We start from the raw sequence: 19,298 nt of genomic DNA on the forward strand, positions 1-19,298 counted from the left end.
GTGACGCCGCCACGGGAGCACACCATGACATCCAGACTCTATGACGAATCCACGCCACGGCAGCTCACCCATTTCATCGGGGGCGAGCCGCTTGCGGGCGCTTCCGGCAGGCTCGGCGACGTGTTCAACCCGGCCACCGGAGAAGTGACCGCCCACGTGCCCCTGGCGAGCCCGGGCGAGGTGGACGCGACCCTCTCGGCGGCGGCCGCCGCCCTGCCCGGCTGGGCCGATACCTCTCCCCTGCGCCGCGCCCGGGTGGTGTTCCGCTTCAAGGAGCTGCTTGAGAAGAACGCCGACGAGATCACGGCGCAGATCACCCACGAGCACGGCAAGGTGCTCTCCGATGCCCGGGGCGAGTTCACCCGCGGCCTGGAGGTGGTGGAATTCGCCTGCGGCATCCCTCACCTGCTCAAGGGCGAGTACTCGGATCAGGTCGGCACGGGAATCGACAGCTTCTCCCTGCGCCAGCCCGTGGGCGTATGCGTGGGCATCACGCCGTTCAACTTCCCGGTCATGGTGCCCATGTGGATGTTCCCGGTGGCCATCGCCTGCGGCAACACGTTCATACTCAAGCCCTCGGAGCGCGACCCGGGCCCCGCCCTGATGCTGGCCGAACTGCTGCGCGAGGCGGGCCTGCCCAACGGCGTGTTCAACGTGCTCAACGGCGATGCCGAGGCGGTGAACGCCCTGCTCACCGACCCGCGCGTGGCCGCCGTGAGTTTCGTGGGATCCACACCCATTGCGCAGCACATCTATTCCACGGGCGCCGCCCACGGCAAGCGGGTCCAGGCCCTCGGCGGCGCCAAGAACCACATGGTGGTGATGCCCGATGCGGACCTGGAACAGGCCGTGGACGCCCTGGTGGGATCCGCCTACGGTTCGGCGGGTGAGCGCTGCATGGCCATCTCCGTGGCGGTGGCGGTGGGTGACGTGGCGGACGAACTGGTGGCCCGCGTGGCGGACCGGGCGCGCAACCTGCGCATCGGCCCGGGGACGGACCCGGAGGCGGATATGGGACCGCTCATCACCCGCGCGCATCTGCAGCGGGTGACGGATTACGTGGACACGGGCGTCTCCGAGGGCGCGGAACTGGTGGTGGACGGCCGGGGGTTTCGGGTCGACGGCCACGAGGGCGGCTTCTTCCTGGGCGGCTGCCTGTTTGACCGGGTGGAACCGTCCATGCGCATCTACCGGGAGGAGATCTTCGGCCCGGTGCTCTCGGTGGTGCGCGTGCCGGATCTGGACCATGCCATCGGACTGGTCAACGCCCATGAATTCGGTAACGGGGTCGCCGTGTTCACCCGAAACGGCGGCGTGGCGCGCGAGTTCGCGCGCCGCGTCTCCGCCGGCATGGTGGGCGTGAACGTGCCGATTCCCGTGCCGCTGGCCTTCCACAGCTTCGGCGGCTGGAAGCACTCCCTGTTCGGCGACCACGCCGTCCACGGGCCCGAGGGCGTGCACTTCTACACCCGCCTGAAGACCGTCACCTCGCGCTGGCCGTCGGCGGGCGACCTGTCCGCCAACTCGTTCATCATGCCGACGCATTGAGTGGTTCGCTGTTTAACCGCGAAGCGCGCGACGTCCCGATCGGTGAACCCGGCCGCGCCAGCCGGACGAGGCGCAGATGGATCGCCGGGTCGCCCATGCGGGTCACCCGGCGGGTTCACCGGTCGCTGTGGCCCAGCGACCGTCCGGGGTCGATGTGATCACGCAGTCGCTGCTTGAGTTCCTTGGCGTCGGGGTGCCGGCCCTCGATCTTGCGCGACCACAGGGTCACGTCGTCACAGCGGACCTCGAAGACGCCGCCCGTGGACGGGACGAGGGCCACCTCGCCCAGATCCTCGCCGAAGGTGAACAGCAGCTCCTGGGCCAGCCAGCCCGCGCGCAGGGTGAAACGGCATGCAGTGCAGAACTCGATCTCGACGCGCGGCTTCATGGGGCTCAGGCAGCCTCCTCCAGCGATTCATCGTACCGGCCGAGCGCGGCGAGGCTGTTGCACTTTTCGCGATGCAGCAGCGCCGCCTGCGCGGCCTCGACGTTCTCCGGGCGGCCGGCCCATGCCTTGAGGCTCGGCTCCTGCAGCGCGCGGCCATAGGAGAAGCTGAGCGGCCAGGGCAGGTCGGGATATTTCCTGTTCATGGCATCGAGGTGCACTGTGGCATCGCGCGCGCTCTGTCCGCCGGAGAGGAACACGACCCCGGGCAGCGCCGCGGGCACGCAGTTCTTCAGGCAGCGCACGGTCAGATCGGCAACCTGCTCGACACCGGCCTGGTCCGGGCATTTCTTCCCCGGGACGACCATGTTGACCTTCAGGATCGTGTGTTCTGTGACGACACGCTGCCGGTGGAGCTCGCTGAAGACGGTCCTGAGCGTGAGCTCCGTCACCTCGTAGCAGCGCTCGATGGTGTTGTCGCCGTCCATGAGGGTCTCGGGCTCCACGATGGGCACCAGTCCGGCCTCCTGGCACAGGGCCGCGTAGCGGGCCAGCGCGTGGGCGTTGGCCTCGATGCAGCCCGATGAAGGAATGCCCTCGCCGATGGTGATCACGGTGCGCCACTTGGCGAACTTCGCGCCCAGTTGCGCGTATTCGGCCAGGCGCTCGCGCAGCCCGTCCAGCCCCTCGGTGACCTTCTCGCCGGGATGCCCCGCCAAGTCCTTTGCGCCGGCGTCCACCTTGATGCCGGGCAGGATTCCCTGATCGGCGAGCACCTGTACGAACGGCACGCCGTCACGGGTGTGCTGGCGGATGGTCTCGTCGAACAGGATCATGCCGCTGATGTACTCGCCGCCGCCCGGGACCGTGATCAGCAATTCCCGGTAGGCGCGGCGATTCTCCTCGGTGGACTCCACATGGACACTGTCGAAGCGCTTGCGGATTGTGCCCAGGCTCTCGTCGATGGCCAGGATGCCCTTGCCCGGGGCGACCATCGCCTGCGCAATGGATGCAAGATCGTTTCCGCTCATGAGCCACCTCCCGCGGTTGAGGCCCGCAGCGCACGGCCGATGGCGATTTGTCACGCGCTGCGGGTGGTTCGCCGACCGCCTTGCCCTGAGTGTATTGCCCCGTGCCGGCAATCGCCAGTGGTGCCATTCCGGCCAGGTTCAAGGGCAATCGAACTACGAAGAACACGAAGAAAGAATATGTCTCTCGCAACGCGCGCAAGGAGAATCGGGAATCAGGTAGGTTGGGGTGAGGATCGAACCCCAACACGCGATACCTGGTCCGGGCCAATGCTGTTGGGGTTCGCGCTGCTCACCCCAACCTACACACTCTGCAGGCGGTTCGCCGTCAGCGTCCTTTGAGTGTATTGCCCCGTGCCCTTCGTGGTTCAAACCAGACATTTTCACCGAACCCGCGGCACCCAGCGCATGACCTTCTCCACCACCTCGCCGTTGAGGCGCGCCTCGGCGGTGAACTGCCCGGCGTAGGCCTGGTCCTCCTGGCGCAGCTCGTAGCAATTGGCGCCGCTGATGTCCATGAGCACCGCGGGCATGCCGGCCTCCCGAAAGGCCTGCATCCGTTTGAGGTAGAAATTGCCGCAGCACATGCCCACGTAGGCGGGCTCGCCGTCCTGGCGCATCTCGTCCAGCACGGCGCACAGGTGCTCGTAGCGGGTAATGGTGACCACGCGCATGCCCCGTTCCCGGGCCATCCGATAGGCCTCGCCCACCTCGCACAGGCCGCATTCGGGGCAGCCGTCCCTGTGGCGCCACTTGCACCAGGCGGGCTTCGCGCAGTAAGGCACCAGCATGACCGTCGCACGCTCGAGAATCTGCCGCGTGGAATCGGTCGTGTTGGCAGGATGCACCATGAGGGTGTTCGCCTGCGCCGTGCTCAGACCCAGGCTCTGCTCGGCATCCCGGTTCAGGGCACGTCGCAGCAGTCGGTACAGATCTCCCGCCTCGAACCCGAGCAGTTGAGCCTTTCCGTCGCCCAGGTATCGACGCCAGCGCGCCTCGGCCGCACCGGGTGCTGCCACCGTCAGTTCCCGGGCCAGATTCGCGAGCAGGGTGGGCGGCGCTACGTGCACGGCACCCGCGAGGGTCGCGTGGCGGATACGGGCGCCGTCTGCGTCCGGGTTCAGGAGCAGGTGAAGCACCCCGCCGGGGGTGGCCTCGAAGGCCTGCCAGGTGCGATCCCGGATGTCATTCCAGTCCTCTTCGAGTTCGTCCGCCACGGGCTCCGGCGCGGGGCTCGGAAGCCCGGCTGCCTGCACGTCGCCCGGCACGGCCTGCAATGCGAACTCCTCGCAGAGCGCGGCCTTCAGGGCACCCTCCAGGTCGACCCCGGTCCCCGGCCGGGGCAGGCGGTGTTGTTCCACCAGTTCGGCGAGCGTGGTGAAGCGCTCCCGGGCGCTCTGCACACCGCGGGGACTCAGCTTCTCGCGGGGTGCACGCAGCACGGTGAGCAGGGTCTCCGTGTCCAACGGGTGCTCCAGGAGCACCGCCTGGTAGAGCACCGCGTCCGCCCGCAGACACAGGAAGCCGGCGCCGAGTTTGCGACCGCCCCCCTCCAGATCGTTGGGCATGGTTGCCTCGGCGGGTATCCCCAGGCGCCTCAGCGCGGCGATGACTGCGCCGTTGCAGCGGGCCATGAGGTCGCCCAGAGAGTGGGCGGTTTTCAACCAGACACGGGGGAGCACAAAAGTCAGGCAGCACTGCCCTGGATCCAGGTACAGGGCACCGCCTCCGGTGAGGCGGCGCACCACGGGAATGCCCGCTTCCCGGCAGTAGTCTTCGCGCACCGCGTGGCAGACGGCCTCGTCACGTCCGAGGCTGGCGGTGGGCAGATAGCGATGAAACCGCAGCCACGCCGTCCCGCGCGCCTCGCTGTCCGCAAGCATGGCCCTGTCAAGTTCCGCCTGTCGCGGCCCCGGCGCCGGGCCCTGTCGCAGGACCAGACACGTGCGCGCCGTCATGGCGCCAGCGCACCCCGCCAGTCCAGCCCCGCACCTCCGTGCCAGTAACCGTCGCAGAAACCCGCGAAAAGGGGCGCAATCCGGGCCAGGGCCTCCCCGGCCGTGGACTCCCCGTCGGCACATGCGCGAAAGGCGCGGACTACCGTCTCCGTACCCTCCGCCTCCGGGTAGATACGCAGCACCTCCACCCCGGCCTCGTGAAGGCCCGCCACCTCGGCGATCAGGTTGACCGGATCGGCGGACTGGAGCTGGATGCCGTTGACCGTGAGAAAGTTGCGCCCGTCCTGGGTCGCCAGGGGCATGCCGGCCGGATCATCGCGGCAGGCCAGCTCGCAGGCGTCCTTGGGGCGATCGTGCGCACGGGCGGTGAAGCACCGGGCGGAGAAGGTCAGCGGCAGTCGGCCGAACACCATGACCTCGGTCTCGAGCCCCGCGGGACGGGCCCCGTGCAGGGCGGTCAGCGTGTCACGGGGCAGTTCCACCGGCGCAACCCAGCGCACCGCACCCAGATCCGCCAGTTCCGCCAGGGTACCCGGGTTGTAGGTGTTGATATGCGGTCCGGCGATGAAGGGCCGGCCCGCCAGCAGTCCCAGGGCGGTGGCGTCGTTGCCCTCCATCGGAAAACGGCCCTGCTTCACCTGCCTGCGAAGCGTGAGGCGTTCGGAGTCCGCCTCCAGGAGCGCCAGTGACGAGAGCACCACCGACTTGCCGGCGGCGGCAAGGGATTCGCCCAGTGCCAGCCAGTCATCGAAGCGCAGTTCACGTCGCTTGGAACAGACGGTTTCGCCCAGGTAGACGATGTCCACCGGCCAGTCGGCCACGGCCTCGTAGAAGGCCAGCACCCGCTCCCGGGGCCAGAAGTACTGCAACGGTCCCAGCGCGAGCTTCATTGCCATGCCCTGTGAAAGGCGCCCAGGGTGTGGGTGCGTCCCTCGGCCATGTCGGCGAGCGCGGCGGTCCACTCCGGAAGGGGAACGAAGAGTTCCGGGTCCGCCTGGCAGGCATCCAGCGCCTCACGCATCACCCGGGTCACGCGGCCCACGTAGGCGGGGCTGCGCTGGCGTCCCTCCAGCTTGATGGCCCGCACGCCCAGGTTGAACAGCTCCGGCAGGATATCCAGGGTGCTCAGGCTGGTGGGTTCCTCGATGGCATAGAAGACCTGGTCACGAACCTTGAATCGGCCTTTGCATACCACCGGGTAACCGGCGCTCTCGCCCGGGCCGAAGGTGTCGATGAGCACACCGTTCAGGCGCGCCTCGCGTCCCGTCGGGGTCTCCTGCCAACGGACCGCATGGGCGGGCGAACACACGCCGCAGGAGTTGGGGGATTCCCCGGTGGCATAGGACGAGAGCATGCAGCGCCCCTCCACCATCACGCACAGGCTGCCGAAACCGAACACCTCCACGTCCACCCCGCAGCCGTCAATCACCTGCGCCACCTGCCTGATCGACAGCACCCGGGGCAGTACCGCCCGCCGGATGCCGTAGCGCTCGCGGTAGAACTCGAGTGCATCGCTGGTGGTGGCCGAGGCCTGCACCGAAAGATGCAGGGGCAGATCCGGGTGATGGTCGACCGCATAGCGCATGAGCCCCATGTCGGCCACGATCAGGGCATCCACACCTTCGGCCGCGGCGATGTCCACCACCTCGGTGGAGGATGCCCAGCCATCGGGCTGCGGATAGGTGTTCAGGGCCATGAACACCTTGACGCCCGACGCCCGGGCATACGCGATTCCCCGACGCAGTGTGTTGACGTCGAAGTTGAGCCCCGGGAAGTTACGCGCATTGCTGCGCCCCTTCAGGCCCACGTAGACGGCATCGGCGCCGTTGTCCACCGCGGCCCGCAGCGCGGGCAGTCCGCCCGCCGGACAGACCAGTTCCATGGGTCGGGTCGTCATAGGCTGGATACCTCGTGATTCGTGAATTCCGAAGGCCGGTTGAGGCGCGATCCCTGCCGGGTGCCGCGCCGCGCGAGCTCGGCCTCAATGGCATTGAGTACCTGCCACTTGCCGCTGCACCACTGCGGCGCCAGCAGCAGCGGGGCACGGGCGGTGGCCGTGAGTCGGTGGAAGATCACCTCGGGCGGCGTCATCTCGATCAGGTCGGCGGCCGTGGCCACGTAGGCCTCCCGCGACCAGGGACGGTACGCGCCGGCCCGCCAGTCCTGGGCGAGCCGGGTGCCACGCACCACGTGCAGGGGATGCAGCTTGATCCCCTCTGTACCGGCCTCCAGCACACGTGTCAGGGTTTCGCGGGCGTGACCATCGGTTTCCCCCGGCAGGCCGATGATCAGGTGGGTGCACACATCGAGACCCCGGGCATGGGCGCGGTGCACCGCATCCAGATACTCGCCGAAACCGTGTCCCCGGTTGACCCGCGCCAGGGTTTCATCGAAGGCGGATTGCAGGCCCAGCTCCAGCCAGATTGCGTGGCCACGGTCCCGGTAGGCCGCCAGCAGATCCAGCACCCGGTCCGGTACGCAATCGGGGCGGGTGCCGATGGCCAGACCGAGGACCCCGGGCTGCGCCAGGGCCTCGTCGTACAGGGCCCGCAAACGCTCCAGTTCCGCGTAGGTGTTGGTGTAGGCCTGGAAGTAAGCCAGGTAGTGCCGCGCACCGGTGCGCCGGGCGATCACCGCACGGCCCGAGGCCAGCTGCCGAGCCACGGCACCGCCGTCATACCCATGGGGAGAGAAACTGGCATTGTTGCAGAAGGTGCAGCCCCCGCGCCCGCGGGTGCCGTCCATGTTCGGGCAGACAAAGCCCGCGCTCACGGTGAGCTTGTGTACCCGTGTACCGTGGCGTACCCGAAGCGCGGCACCCAGGGTATGGATCCGATCGGTCAGCGCCATGGCGTCATGCCGGTCGCCCCGGAACCCGGATGGGGCCGGCGACATCGATGCAACGCTTGCCGGAGCGCGCATTGCCCGTCATGGTGTGCCTGCATTGATCCGCACTGAACATTTGATCCACTCTAATGGTCGGGTTCCTGATCCCGGCCATTCCAACCCGTCGGGCATACACCCGCCATGACTTCGATCAACTGAACCCGGGGCAACCTGCGGGCCGCGTCACTGAACCGGCCGCTTTGGGTGCATCATTGCAGGCGCAGGTGCCATCGTTCACGAGACACACGACACCGCGCGGGGCAGCCCCGGCAACTCGGCACTTGTGCGCGCCCCCCCGGATACAGCAGACTGCCGGGCGTCGGCAAAGTCGTCACGGCACTGATGAGGCGTCACTCCATGCAGCCACCCATACCCCTGAGCAGCCGTGCCCTGGCACTGCCCGTGGACACGGCGCTGCGTGTCCTTCCGGATGCGCTGCACACGCGATTCTTCTCTATCCTGATCAACCACTTGCTGAAGGGGCAAGCCCTCGCGGACGAACTCGGACCGCTGGAGAACAAGCGCATCTGCCTGTCGGTGGCCGACACCGGCAACGAGATCGCATTTCTGGTCCGCGCCAACCGGACGCACGCCTATCGTTGCCGGGATGACCGGGACTGGGACGTGCGCATTCGGGGCCGTCTGCGGGATTTCTGGCGCCTGGCGGCGCGCATCGAGGATCCGGACACCCTGTTCTTCCACCGGGATCTGGAACTGGAGGGCGAAACCGAGGCGGGGCTTTATCTCAAGAACCTGCTGGACGGGATGGAGTTCGACTGGGAGGGCCATGTACGGGCGGTGCTGGGTTCCGGGCCAGGCGGCGTGCTGATCGCGGCCGTACGCCGGGCAGGACTGGACCGCATGGCGCAGCGCCCGGGTATTCCGCCAGCCGTTACCCGCCGGTGAGGCCGACGCCCACCCCGGTTGCGTCGTGTCAAGGCACGCCGGTGCGGAGATCGGGCATAATCCCACCATCCCCGGAGCCCTTACAGGAGTGCGCATGAACAGGGAGCAGGAAGACCTCATCGAGCTGTACACCCGCCCGGAACTGGTAGCCTGCACCGTCTGGCTGCACGGACTCGGCGTGAACGCCACGGACATGGACGCCATCATCACCAACATGCAGAAGTCACGCGAACTGGGCCTGCATTACCTGGCGCCCAACGCGCCTCTGCGGCGCATCACCGTCAACAGGGGGCAACCCATGCGGGCCTGGTTCGACGTGACAGGGGATCCTGCGGAGGTGCCCGAGGACCGTGCCGGCATCGAGGAGAGTGCCCAGCGCATCACGGCGCTGCTGGATAAGGAACGGGCGCGCGGTATCGTATCGGAACACACGGTGATTGGCGGCTTCTCCCAAGGGGCATCACTTGCGCTGCACACGGCGCTGCGCTACCCGCACCGCCTGGGCGGGGTCATCGTGCTTTCCGGTGAACTGGTGCTGGCAGACAGCCTGTCCGGGGAGCGCCATCCCGCCAACGCTGACCTGCCCATCCTGATGATGCATGGCGCCGACGACGAGACCGTCCCCCTGGAGGACGCACGCCGCAGCCGGGACCGGCTGCGGGAACTGGGTCATGCAGTGGACTGGCACGAGTTTCCCATGGGCCACACGGTCTGTCCGGAGGAGATCGATATCCTCGATCAGTGGACCTGCCGCATCCTCGAGCCGGCGCGCGTATGAATCCCTTCAGACGAAATCGCGGTTCGGCAGCAGCCAGTTCACATCCGGCCGGTGCCCAGCCTTCACGGCGCTCTGATACCCCTCGGTAAAACCGTGAAGCACGTCGTCGAGCGCCTCCTCGCGAGAGCTGTAGCGCCCGGTCTCGGACACCACGGGCGAAGCCATCCCCGGCGTCTGCAGGTAATGGCTCTGCTCCATCTCGATCCATTGCTCTCCCACCACCCGGTAGAGGCGTACCCGGATCATCTCGGGGATACCCTCCAGCGAGAAGGCGTACTCATCCACCAGCCGCCTGGCCCAGTCGATCCCGGACCGCCTGAAAATGTCCCTGCCGACGTCGTCACTCACCCTCTCGCTCCCATGTCACAGGTGAAGTTACAGTTTATATGCATCTTTCCGGACAATGCTTGACCAGAATCAAGGCCGCCATGCATGTGCGCTGATTACGATGATCGCATGTTTGATACGCGGCGTCGCCATGACTCCGACACCGCCCCGAGGGAAACAGATGTCCCGCAGCCGTCTTTCCAGATTCTCCGCCACGGGCCGTGGCTGTCGTGCCGGTGCGAACCTCATGTCCTCCATCGCCGCCATACAGGTTGGAGCACCCCTTTCGGACAGCGCCAGAGGCCCACAGGCATGTTCCTGAAATGGCTGCCCACCTGGCTGTGCCTGGTGCTGCTCCTGATGGCCACGGGGGCACCCGCAGGAGCCGATTGGGAGCGATTCTTCGCGGAAGCGGATCGCCTCGGGGAACCCGCCGGGGATCCGCCGGCCCGGGCCGTCTACCGGGGTGAAGAGCAGATCGGGCTGCTGTTCGAGACCAACGACGTGGCCCCCATCCCCGCCTACTCGGGTGAGCCCGTGAACATGCTGGTGGCCCTGGACATGACCGGCATGATCGTCGGCGTGCGTGTCCTTGAGCACAGCGAACCCATCATGCTGGTGGGCATCCCGGAACAGCGCCTGGTGGACTTCGCCAACCAGTATCTGACGCGCACCATCAAGGATCGGGTGCGTGTCGGCATCTCACCGCGCCAGCGCGAGGGATACCAGTACGTGGACGCCGTCTCCGGGGCCACGGTCACGGTGGTGGTCATGGGCGAAGGCATTATGCGCAGCGCCCGGCGCATCGCCCTGGCCCACGGCCTGGTCGACCCCGCCGCACTGGCCGTCCGGGAACCGGCCAGCGTGCGCGAGGACGTGTTCGAACCCGCCACCTGGAACGAGCTGCTCGAAGCAGGCGCCGTCGGACGCCTGGATCTGACCCGCGGCGAGGTGGACGAGGCATTCATCGGCACCGAGGCCGAGGGCCGGGAGACCGCCCCACCGGGGGCCGAGGACGAGACCTTTATCGATTTCCACGCCGCCTATCTCAACGCGCCCACCGCGGGCCGCAACTTGCTCGGCGACGCCCATTACGAGCGGGTCATGGACCGTCTGGAACTCGATGAGCACGCCATCCTGCTCATGGCCTCGGGCCGTTATTCGTTCAAGGGCTCCGGGTTCGTGCGTGGCGGCATCTTCGATCGCATTCAGTTGATGCAGGGCGACCGCGCCATCCAGTTCCGCGACACCGACCTGATCCGTGCCCCGAGCATCGCCGCCGAAGGTGCGCCCCATTTCATCGAGCGCGACATCTTCGTGGTGCGCGCCGAGCACGGCTTCGACCCGGGACGCCCCTGGGAAGTCGAGCTGCTGGTGCGCCGGCAGGTGGGGGCCCTCGACTCCGCCTTCGTCAACTTCCCGCTCATGTATACGCCGCCGGAGGCCTGGTTCACCTATCCTGATCCGCCCGAGCCCGCCATCGCAGTCGACGAAGACCGGCCGCTGTGGGTGACGGTCTGGGAAGACCGCGTCATCCATATCGTGGTGCTGGGCATCGGACTCACGCTGCTGGTATTCATCCTGATGTTCCAGGACGTGCTGGCGCGGCGTCCGAAGCTTCTGCTGCGGATTCGTCATGTCTTCCTGATCTACACCGTGGTGTTCATCGGCTGGTATGCCCTGGCGCAGCTCTCGGTGGTCAACATCTTCACCTTCACCAACTCGCTGGGCCGTGATTTCAAGTGGGACACCTTCCTGATGGATCCCATGATGTTCATCCTCTGGACCTTCGTGGCGGCCACCCTGCTGCTCTGGGGGCGGGGAGTCTACTGCGGCTGGCTGTGCCCCTTCGGTGCCATGCAGGAGCTGATCAACGAGGTGTCGCGCAAGCTGAAGGTGCCGCAGTTCGAGTTTCCCTGGGCGGTTCACGAGCGGCTCTGGGCGATCAAGTACATGATCCTGCTCGTCCTGTTCGCCATCTCGCTTCATTCGCTCTCCACCGCCGAGGTCTATGCCGAAGTCGAGCCGTTCAAGACCGCGGTCACACTTCGCTTCCAGCGCGAATGGGGATTCGTGCTCTACGCAGGGATCCTGCTCGCCATCTCCGTGGTGAACCGCAAATTCTTCTGCCGCTACATGTGCCCACTGGGCGCCGGCCTGGCCATACCCGCGCGTATCCGCCTGTTCGACTGGCTCAAGCGCCACAAGGAGTGCGGGACACCCTGCCAGATCTGCGCCAATGAATGCGAGGTGCAGGCCGTCCACCCTGACGGGCGCATCAATGCCAACGAATGCCACTACTGCCTGGACTGCCAGGTGACCTACTGGAACGACCGCAAGTGCCCGCCCTTGATCGCCCGCCGCAAGCGGCGAGAGAAGGCGGCCAGCATCTCGGCGGGAAGGGCGAAAGGTGGCGAATATCCGGTCATCCGGATCGAGGAACAGGCTGCATCAACCGCAAAGAATTAGCAGCCTTTTAACCATAGAGAGGTGACGTCATGACAGACCGAAACGATGAAAATAAGGCCCTGGAAAGCCCGGGACGCCGGCGCTTTCTGGGGGCCACGGCCGCCGTCGGCATGATCGGTGCAGCAGGCGGAGGCGCCGCGCTCATGAAGAGCGGAGAGGCAACAGCGGCGCGCAACAGTGGTGGCGGGCAGAGCCCCCACGTTCCACTGGGCGAACTGGACGACTACTACGGCTTCTGGAGCGGCGGGCAGTCGGGTGAAGTGCGCGTCTACGGTGTACCGTCCATGCGCGAGATCATGCGCATTCCGGTATTCAACCACTGCTCGGCCACCGGCTGGGGCATGACCAACGAGTCCAAGCGCATCATGGGCGACAGCTGGCGCTTCACCAACGGCGATGCGCACCATCCCCACGTGAGCTACACGGACGGCAGCCACGACGGCCGCTACATGTTCATCAACGACAAGGCCAACACCCGCGTGGCCCGCATCCGCCTGGACGTGTTCAAGACGGACAAGATGGTGACCGTGCCCAACGTCCAGGCCATCCACGGTCTGCGGCTTCAGAAGGCACCGCGTACCGGTTACGTGTTCGCCAACGGCGAGTTCCTGATCCCGCAGCCCAATGACGGCACAGGCATGGACGATACGGAAAACTACCGGACGCTCTACAGCGCAATCGATGCCGACACTATGGAGGTGAAGTGGCAGGTGCTGGTGGACGGCAACCTGGACAACACGGATGCCGACTACACGGGCAAGTATACCGCCTCCACCTGTTACAACTCCGAGCACGCGGTGACCCTGGCCGGCAAGATGCAGGCAGAACGCGACCACGTGGTGGTGTTCAACATCTCCAACATCGAGCAGGCTGTGCGCGACGGCAACTTCACCACCATCGGCAATTCCGACGTGCCCGTGGTGGATGGCCGCAAGACGTCCGACCTCAACGTCACCCGCTATATCCCGGTGCCAAAAAACCCGCACGGGCTCAACACCTCCACCGACGGCAAGTACTTCATCGCCGCCGGCAAGCTCTCGCCCACCGTCACCATGATCGAGATCTCGCGGCTTGACGCCCTGTTCAACGGGGAGCTCGAGAACGAACGTGACGTGGTCGCAGCGGAACCGGAGTTGGGGCTGGGGCCGCTGCACACGACCTACGACGGCAGGGGTTTCGCCTACACCACCCTGTTCCTGGACAGCCAGGTGGTCAAGTGGCACATAGAAAACGCCGTGCGCCATTACAACGGCGAGAACGTGGACTACATCGTCCAGAAGATCGACGTCCACTACCAGCCGGGCCACAACCATGCCTCCCTGGCGGAGTCCAAGGATGCGGACGGCAAGTGGCTGTTCTCGCTCAACAAGTTCTCCAAGGACCGCTTCCTGCCGGTGGGCCCGCTGCACGCGGAGTGCGACCAGATGATCGACATCTCGGGCGACGAGATGGTGCTGGTGCATGACACCCCCACCTTCGCCGAGCCTCACGACGCGGTCATCGTGCGCCGTGACCAGATCCAGACCAGGCAGATCTGGGACCGGGATGACCCCTACTTCGCCGAGACCATCGAGATGGCCCGGCGCGACGGGGTCAACGTGGACACCGACAACAAGGTCATCCGCGACGGCAACAAGGTGCGGGTCTACATGACCGCGGTCGCCCCCGCTTTCGGCATGGACCAGTTCCGCGTCAAGAAGGGCGACGAGGTGACCGTGGTGGTGACCAACCTCGATCAAATCGAAGATCTCTCCCACGGCTTTGTCGTCATGGACCATGGGGTGAGCATGGAGATCAGCCCGCAGCAGACCGCCTCGGTCACCTTCACGGCCGACAAGGCCGGGGTGTACTGGTACTACTGCAGCTGGTTCTGCCATGCCTTGCACATGGAGATGGCCGGTCGCATGATTGTCGAGGCTTGACCACCCTGTAACGGAGGGCGTGGCGCGGGGGCGGTGCGAGTACGCCGCCTCCGCGCCCATCCCCATGAGAACTATCCGAATACTCGCCTTGCTGGCCCTGTTCTGGACCGGCAGTGCACATGCCGTTGACACCCCATTGCGCATCGCCCCGGGCCAGCTTGCCACGGCGCTTGCGGACGCGCGGCCGGGTGCCTGGCTGCACCTCGAATCCGGGTCCCACCCGGGCGGTGTGCGCGTCGAAACCCCCATGAGACTCACGGCCGAGGCCGACGCCGTACTCGACGGCGACGGAAAGGGCCGCGTACTGGTGGTAGCGGCCCCGGACGTGGTGATACAGGGCCTGACCCTGCGCAACGGCGGCGCCGATCTCACCGCGATGGACGCCGCCATCTTCGTGGAAAAACAGGCCGAGCGCGTTCGCCTGATCGGCAACCGCATCCACGCCCGCGGCTTCGGCATCTGGCTGGACGGAACACCCCACGCGGTCGTGGCGGACAATCGCATCAGCGGAGACACGGCGCTGCGCTCCCAGGATCGCGGAAACGGTATCCACCTGTTCAACGTCAACCACGCCATCGTCGCGGGGAATGTCGTCCGGGAGACCCGCGACGGCATCTACATTGACGTGAGCGACCACAATCGGCTGCTGGGCAACACCCTGCATGACCAGCGCTACGGCATCCATTACATGTTCTCGCATCACAACGAGGTGATGGGCAACCGCACCCGGGACAACAGGGCGGGCTTCGCCCTGATGGCCTCCCGGAATCTCAAGGTGGTGGGCAACCGCGCGATGGGCGACGAGAACTACGGTTTCTTGCTCAACGACATCACCTACTCCACCATCGAGGGCAACACGGCGATCGGCATTCGCCACGGCACCACACCGGGCACCGGCGGGCAAACCATCGCCGGGGCCGAGGGCAAGGCATTGTTCGTATACAATTCCCAGCACAACGTCATCCGCGACAATCTCGTGGCGAGCACCGACATCGGCATCCACCTCACCGCCGGATCGGAGGGCAACCGCATCCACGACAATGCGCTGGTCAACAACCGCAGCCAGGTCATGTACGTGGCCACGCGCCAACAGGAATGGTCCGTGGAGGGCCGCGGCAATTACTGGAGCGACTATGTGGGATGGGACCTGAGCGGCGACGGTATCGGCGACGTGCCCCACGAACCCAATGACTCGGTGGACCGGCTGCTCTGGAAATACCCCATGGCGCGTGTACTGATGAACAGCCCCGCCATACAGCTCCTGCGCTGGGTGCAACGCACCTTTCCCGTCCTGCGCCCGCCGGGCGTGAAGGACAGCGCCCCCCTGATGCGCCCGACCCGTTCTCTGGAGGAACTGGGATGAGCCCCATCGTATGTCTGGAACAGGTCGAGCGCCGCTTCGGCGCGGTGCAGGCACTCAAGGGGCTGAGCCTCACGGTGGAGGCCGGCGAGGTGCTGGGCCTGCTGGGGCACAACGGCGCGGGCAAGTCCACCATGATGAAGCTGGTGCTCGGCATCCTGGCGCCCACCGCCGGACGGGTGAGCGTGCTCGGCGAGGATCCGCGCGGCCACCACGCCCGCAACCTGCGCCTGCAACTGGGTTACCTGCCGGAGAACGTCAGCTTCTACGACAACCTGAGCGGCTGCGAGGTGCTGCGCTATTTCGCACGCCTCAAGCGCGTGCCGGTGCCCGAGGCGGACCGGCTGCTGGAACGCGTGGGCCTGGGTCACGCCGCCAGGCGTCGGGTGCGCACCTACTCCAAGGGTATGCGCCAGCGCCTCGGGCTCGCCCAGGCCCTGCTTGGCGAGCCGCGCCTGCTGCTGCTCGATGAGCCCACCGTGGGGCTGGATCCGATGGCGGTGCGCGACGTCTACGGCATGATCGACCAACTGCGCGGCAAGGGCACCAGCGTGATCCTCAGCTCCCACGTGCTGCCGGGGGTGGAGCGCCACATCGACCGGGTCGCCATCCTGTGCGAGGGGCGGCTGCTGGCATGGGGCACCATCGACGCCCTGCGCCAGGAGGCCGGCCTGCCGCTGCGCATCCACGTGCGCAGCGAAGAGATCAGCGAGGCGCTGCGCGGCCGGCTCGTGGAACGCGGCGTACAGGTGATGACCAACGGTGACGGGCGTGCGCACCTGAACACCGCGCCGTCGGAGAAGCTGGACGTGCTGCGCACCCTGCTGGCCGAAGAGCAACTCAGCGACATCAGCATGGAGCCGCCCACCCTCGACTCGCTCTACGCCTACTTCGATGCCAGAGGCCGCAACGGAGGACAAGGCGATGCGTGAGATCTTCATCGTGGCCGGCAAGGAGTTCCGCGACGGCATGCGCAACCGCTGGATCCTGGCCATCACCCTGGCCTTTGCGCTGCTGGCCATGGGACTGGCATGGTTCGGAGCCGCCGCCTCCGGGGAGGTGGGCTTTACCCGCATCTCCACCACCATCGTCAGTCTGGCGAGTCTCGCGGTATTCCTGATCCCGCTCATCGCCCTGATGCTCGCCTACGACAGTATCGTCGGCGAGGACGAGCAGGGTACGCTGCTGCTGCTCATGACCTATCCGCTCAGCCGCACCGGCCTGCTGGCCGGCAAGTTCCTGGGCCACGGGGCCATCCTGGCGCTTTCCACGGCGCTCGGCTTCGGTATTGCCGCCGTCCTGATCGGACTGCTGGCGGAACAGGCCACGTTCGCGAATCTCACGGGCCCGTTCAGCCTGTTCATCGCCAGTGCCATCCTGCTGGGGCTGACCTTCCTGGCACTGGCCTACCTGGTGAGCGTGGTCACGCGGGAGAAGGCCAGGGCGGCGGGGCTCGCCCTGCTGGTGTGGTTCCTGTTCGTACTGGTCTACGACCTGGTGCTGCTGGGCGTGCTGGTGGGCACCGAGGGGCGTGTCGACGGCGGAGTGTTCCGCCTGCTGCTGCTGCTCAACCCCACCGACGTGTTCCGCCTGGTCAATCTGATCGGCTTCGAGGAAACCGCGACTAGCAGCGGCCTGCTGAGCGTATTCCAGGATCAGGACTACCCGCTTTCGCTGCTGCTCGGCATCCTGGTGGCCTGGATCGCGGTGCCGCTGGGGGCGGCCGCGGCATTGTTCGCCGCGCGGCGTACCTGAACGTTCCCTTGTCCGCGTCTTCCCTCGCACAGGAGATTCATCGCCATGCCCACACGACGTCAGGTCCTCGCTCTGCTCGCCGCCCTGCCCACACTGACTCTGGTGGCCTGCGGCGGTGACCGGGAGAGCGCGGCCACGGGCTGTTCACCGATCCTGCTCACAGACGAGCACGAGTGCGCCCTGTGCGGCATGACGATTGTGCGTTTCCCCGGCCCCAAGGGCCAGGCTTGCCTGCGCGACCGCCGCCTGTTGCCGTTCTGCTCCGTGCAGGACATGCTGGCGTGGTCCTGGCAGCCGGAATCCGTACCCGCCATCGATAGACTCTTCGTGCATGATCTGTCCCGTACCGACTGGGACGAGCCTTCCGACGATATCTACATGGAAGCCCGGGACGCCGTCTACGTGATGGGCCACGACCGTCAGGGCGCCATGGGGCATTCCCCCGCACCGTTCTCGCAGCGGGCCGATGCGGAGGCCTTCGCGCAACGCCACGGCGGACAGGTCCTGGAATTCGACCAGCTCAACTGGGACAATCTGCGCGGCAACCTGGGCTGACGCCGGGAGGCATTTGTTTCACCACGAAGCGCAATTGTTCTCGCGCCAAGACGCAAAGCGCCCCGGGAAAACCGGAAATCAGGTAGGTTGGGGTGAGGAACGAACCCCAACATGCGATGCCTGACCCCTGCCGATGCTGTTGGGGTTCGCGCTGCTCACCCCAACCTACGCATCCTTCGAGTTCCTTGGCGGACTTTGCGCCTTGGCAAGAGAAATATTCCTTACAACTTCGTGCGCTTCGTGGTGAAAAGCCATTGGCCGGTGAAGAAACGAACCGCTAATGGTTCATGCCGTGGCCATGCCCTTGGCCCGGCATCATGTCGCCGGGATCACGCACCGGGGCGTGGATCATCTGGCGCGAACCGTCATCGTAGACCAGGGTCACTTCCACCACCTGCCCTTCCTGCAACGGCTCGTGCAGGCCGATGAGCATCACGTGCAGGCCGCCGGGCTTGAGCTCCGTGCGCGCGCCCGCCGCGACCTCGATGCGCTCGATCTCGCGCATGCGCATCACACCCTCGTGCATGGTATGGGTATGCAGCTCCACCACGCGGGAGACGCCGCTCTCGGCGGACACCACGGCCAGGTCCTTCCCGCCGGTGTTCTCCAGGGTCATGAAGGCGGCGGTATTGGGCTGGCCCGGCGGCATCAGGCGCACGAAGGGCATGTGCACCTTGACCGGGTGGGAGGCGCCCGCGTCATGGCCGTGGCTGCCCGCCTGGACCGCGCCGACTGAAAGCAGCAGCGCGGCCGGCAGTAGGGTGTGCATCAGAAATCGCTTCATCTATCTAGTCCTCTGTCAGCAAGGGAAGAACGGTTGCAATAATCTGTTCGGCGTCGCTCCCGTGGGGCAGGATCTCCACGAGCCGCCCGTCGCGGTCGATCACGTAGGTGTTGGAGCTGTGGTCAACGGCATAGCCCATGGCGGACCCGGTCTCCGTGCGCTGCCAGGCGGCGCCGTAGAGGCGGCCTGCATGCTGCAACTGCTCGTGGGTACCGCTCGCGCCCATGATGCCCGGATGAAAGAAGCGGGTGTATTCGTCCAGGCGCGCCGGGTCGTCGCGCTCGGGATCAACGCTGACGAACAACCCCTGAACCTGTTCGAGCTGATCGGGCTCCAGTTGCTCCAGGGCCTGGCGCATGAAGACCAGTGAGGTGGGACAGACATCCGGACAGTAGGTGTAGCCGAAGTAGAGCAGCACCACCTTGCCGCGATGCTCGGCCAGCTCGAAGGACTCCCCCTCCCGAGAGAGGCGGAAATCCCCGCCCACCGGCTCGGCGGCCAAGGGCAACGCCCGATGAGGGGGTTGAGCGGTCTCCTCCGCCTCGGGCAGAAAGAATGCCACCCACACCACCGCAACCAGCAGGGCCGCCACCAGTATCCACAAACCGCGTTCAAGCATGATTCGACCGGCCATCGT

18 protein-coding genes are annotated in these 19,298 nt (G+C 66.4%); 9 read left to right on the plus strand and 9 right to left on the minus strand.

All coding sequences use genetic code 11. From position 1 onward, the window contains the following. Positions 1-24 precede the first annotated feature (24 nt). Entirely contained in the window at positions 25-1,548 is a 1,524-nt protein-coding gene (locus THITHI_RS0106800; RefSeq protein ID WP_033336917.1) for a CoA-acylating methylmalonate-semialdehyde dehydrogenase, read from the plus strand. Between the two features lie 115 nt (positions 1,549-1,663). On the opposite strand, the gene THITHI_RS0106805 is transcribed toward THITHI_RS0106800, so the two are convergent. The 6 genes from THITHI_RS0106805 to THITHI_RS0106830 form a co-directional block, all read right to left on the minus strand. After that, positions 1,664-1,936 (minus strand): SelT/SelW/SelH family protein, encoded by a 273-nt coding sequence (locus THITHI_RS0106805; RefSeq protein ID WP_018232327.1) that lies wholly within the window; start codon positions 1,934-1,936, stop codon positions 1,664-1,666. Between the two features lie 5 nt (positions 1,937-1,941). Continuing rightward, positions 1,942-2,964: a class I fructose-bisphosphate aldolase gene (locus THITHI_RS0106810; RefSeq protein WP_018232328.1), complete on the minus strand. Its 1,023-nt coding sequence runs from the start codon at positions 2,962-2,964 to the stop codon at positions 1,942-1,944. A gap of 380 nt (positions 2,965-3,344) precedes the next feature. Beyond that, the gene (locus tag THITHI_RS0106815) at positions 3,345-4,919 is read right to left on the minus strand and encodes a lipoyl protein ligase domain-containing protein (RefSeq protein WP_018232329.1); all 1,575 of its coding nucleotides are present in this window, start codon (positions 4,917-4,919) and stop codon (positions 3,345-3,347) included. Beyond that, positions 4,916-5,809, minus strand: coding sequence for a ubiquinone anaerobic biosynthesis protein UbiV (gene ubiV, locus THITHI_RS0106820; protein WP_018232330.1), 894 nt, complete (start codon positions 5,807-5,809; stop codon positions 4,916-4,918). Before ubiV ends, THITHI_RS0106815 begins: the two co-directional genes overlap by 4 nt. Then, positions 5,806-6,801 (minus strand): ubiquinone anaerobic biosynthesis protein UbiU, encoded by a 996-nt coding sequence (ubiU, locus tag THITHI_RS0106825; protein WP_198005633.1) that lies wholly within the window; start codon positions 6,799-6,801, stop codon positions 5,806-5,808. The genes ubiV and ubiU overlap by 4 nt, the downstream gene beginning before the upstream one ends. A gap of 11 nt (positions 6,802-6,812) precedes the next feature. Beyond that, positions 6,813-7,814 (minus strand): TIGR01212 family radical SAM protein, encoded by a 1,002-nt coding sequence (locus THITHI_RS0106830; RefSeq protein WP_018232332.1) that lies wholly within the window; start codon positions 7,812-7,814, stop codon positions 6,813-6,815. A 348-nt stretch (positions 7,815-8,162) separates the two neighbouring features. Here THITHI_RS0106830 and ubiT point away from each other — a divergent pair, with 348 nt between their 5' ends. Further along, complete coding sequence (gene ubiT, locus THITHI_RS18600; protein WP_018232333.1) at positions 8,163-8,711, plus strand: ubiquinone anaerobic biosynthesis accessory factor UbiT; 549 nt, start codon at positions 8,163-8,165, stop codon at positions 8,709-8,711. A gap of 94 nt (positions 8,712-8,805) precedes the next feature. Then, entirely contained in the window at positions 8,806-9,489 is a 684-nt protein-coding gene (locus THITHI_RS0106840; RefSeq protein ID WP_018232334.1) for an alpha/beta hydrolase, read from the plus strand. 6 nt (positions 9,490-9,495) lie between these two features. Here THITHI_RS0106840 and THITHI_RS0106845 read toward each other — a convergent pair whose 3' ends face one another. Beyond that, positions 9,496-9,837, minus strand: a complete 342-nt coding sequence (locus THITHI_RS0106845; protein ID WP_018232335.1) for a hypothetical protein — start codon at positions 9,835-9,837, stop codon at positions 9,496-9,498. Positions 9,838-10,128: 291 nt separating this feature from the next. Here THITHI_RS0106845 and nosR point away from each other — a divergent pair, with 291 nt between their 5' ends. From nosR to THITHI_RS0106875, 6 genes are all read left to right on the plus strand, one after another. Next, complete coding sequence (nosR, locus tag THITHI_RS0106850) at positions 10,129-12,285, plus strand: transcriptional regulator NosR (RefSeq protein WP_018232336.1); 2,157 nt, start codon at positions 10,129-10,131, stop codon at positions 12,283-12,285. 29 nt (positions 12,286-12,314) lie between these two features. After that, entirely contained in the window at positions 12,315-14,207 is a 1,893-nt protein-coding gene (nosZ, locus tag THITHI_RS0106855) for a TAT-dependent nitrous-oxide reductase (protein WP_018232337.1), read from the plus strand. A 64-nt stretch (positions 14,208-14,271) separates the two neighbouring features. Beyond that, positions 14,272-15,570: a nitrous oxide reductase family maturation protein NosD gene (locus THITHI_RS0106860; protein ID WP_026186124.1), complete on the plus strand. Its 1,299-nt coding sequence runs from the start codon at positions 14,272-14,274 to the stop codon at positions 15,568-15,570. Beyond that, positions 15,567-16,499, plus strand: a complete 933-nt coding sequence (locus THITHI_RS0106865) for an ABC transporter ATP-binding protein (RefSeq protein WP_018232339.1) — start codon at positions 15,567-15,569, stop codon at positions 16,497-16,499. The genes THITHI_RS0106860 and THITHI_RS0106865 overlap by 4 nt, the downstream gene beginning before the upstream one ends. After that, positions 16,492-17,322 carry an ABC transporter permease gene (locus tag THITHI_RS0106870; protein ID WP_018232340.1) on the plus strand — a complete coding sequence of 277 codons (831 nt, stop codon included), beginning with the start codon at positions 16,492-16,494 and terminating at the stop codon, positions 17,320-17,322. Before THITHI_RS0106865 ends, THITHI_RS0106870 begins: the two co-directional genes overlap by 8 nt. A gap of 45 nt (positions 17,323-17,367) precedes the next feature. Then, the gene (locus THITHI_RS0106875) at positions 17,368-17,877 is read left to right on the plus strand and encodes a nitrous oxide reductase accessory protein NosL (protein ID WP_018232341.1); all 510 of its coding nucleotides are present in this window, start codon (positions 17,368-17,370) and stop codon (positions 17,875-17,877) included. Between the two features lie 277 nt (positions 17,878-18,154). On the opposite strand, the gene THITHI_RS0106880 is transcribed toward THITHI_RS0106875, so the two are convergent. Next, positions 18,155-18,661 carry a copper chaperone PCu(A)C gene (locus THITHI_RS0106880; protein ID WP_018232342.1) on the minus strand — a complete coding sequence of 169 codons (507 nt, stop codon included), beginning with the start codon at positions 18,659-18,661 and terminating at the stop codon, positions 18,155-18,157. Positions 18,662-18,665: 4 nt separating this feature from the next. Then, a complete protein-coding gene (locus THITHI_RS0106885; protein WP_018232343.1) occupies positions 18,666-19,295 on the minus strand; it encodes an SCO family protein in 630 nt (209 codons plus the stop codon). Positions 19,296-19,298: the final 3 nt, after the last annotated feature.

Origin of the sequence: Thioalkalivibrio thiocyanodenitrificans ARhD 1, assembly GCF_000378965.1 — a bacterium.
GTDB lineage: Bacteria > Pseudomonadota > Gammaproteobacteria > Ectothiorhodospirales > Ectothiorhodospiraceae > Thioalkalivibrio_A > Thioalkalivibrio_A thiocyanodenitrificans.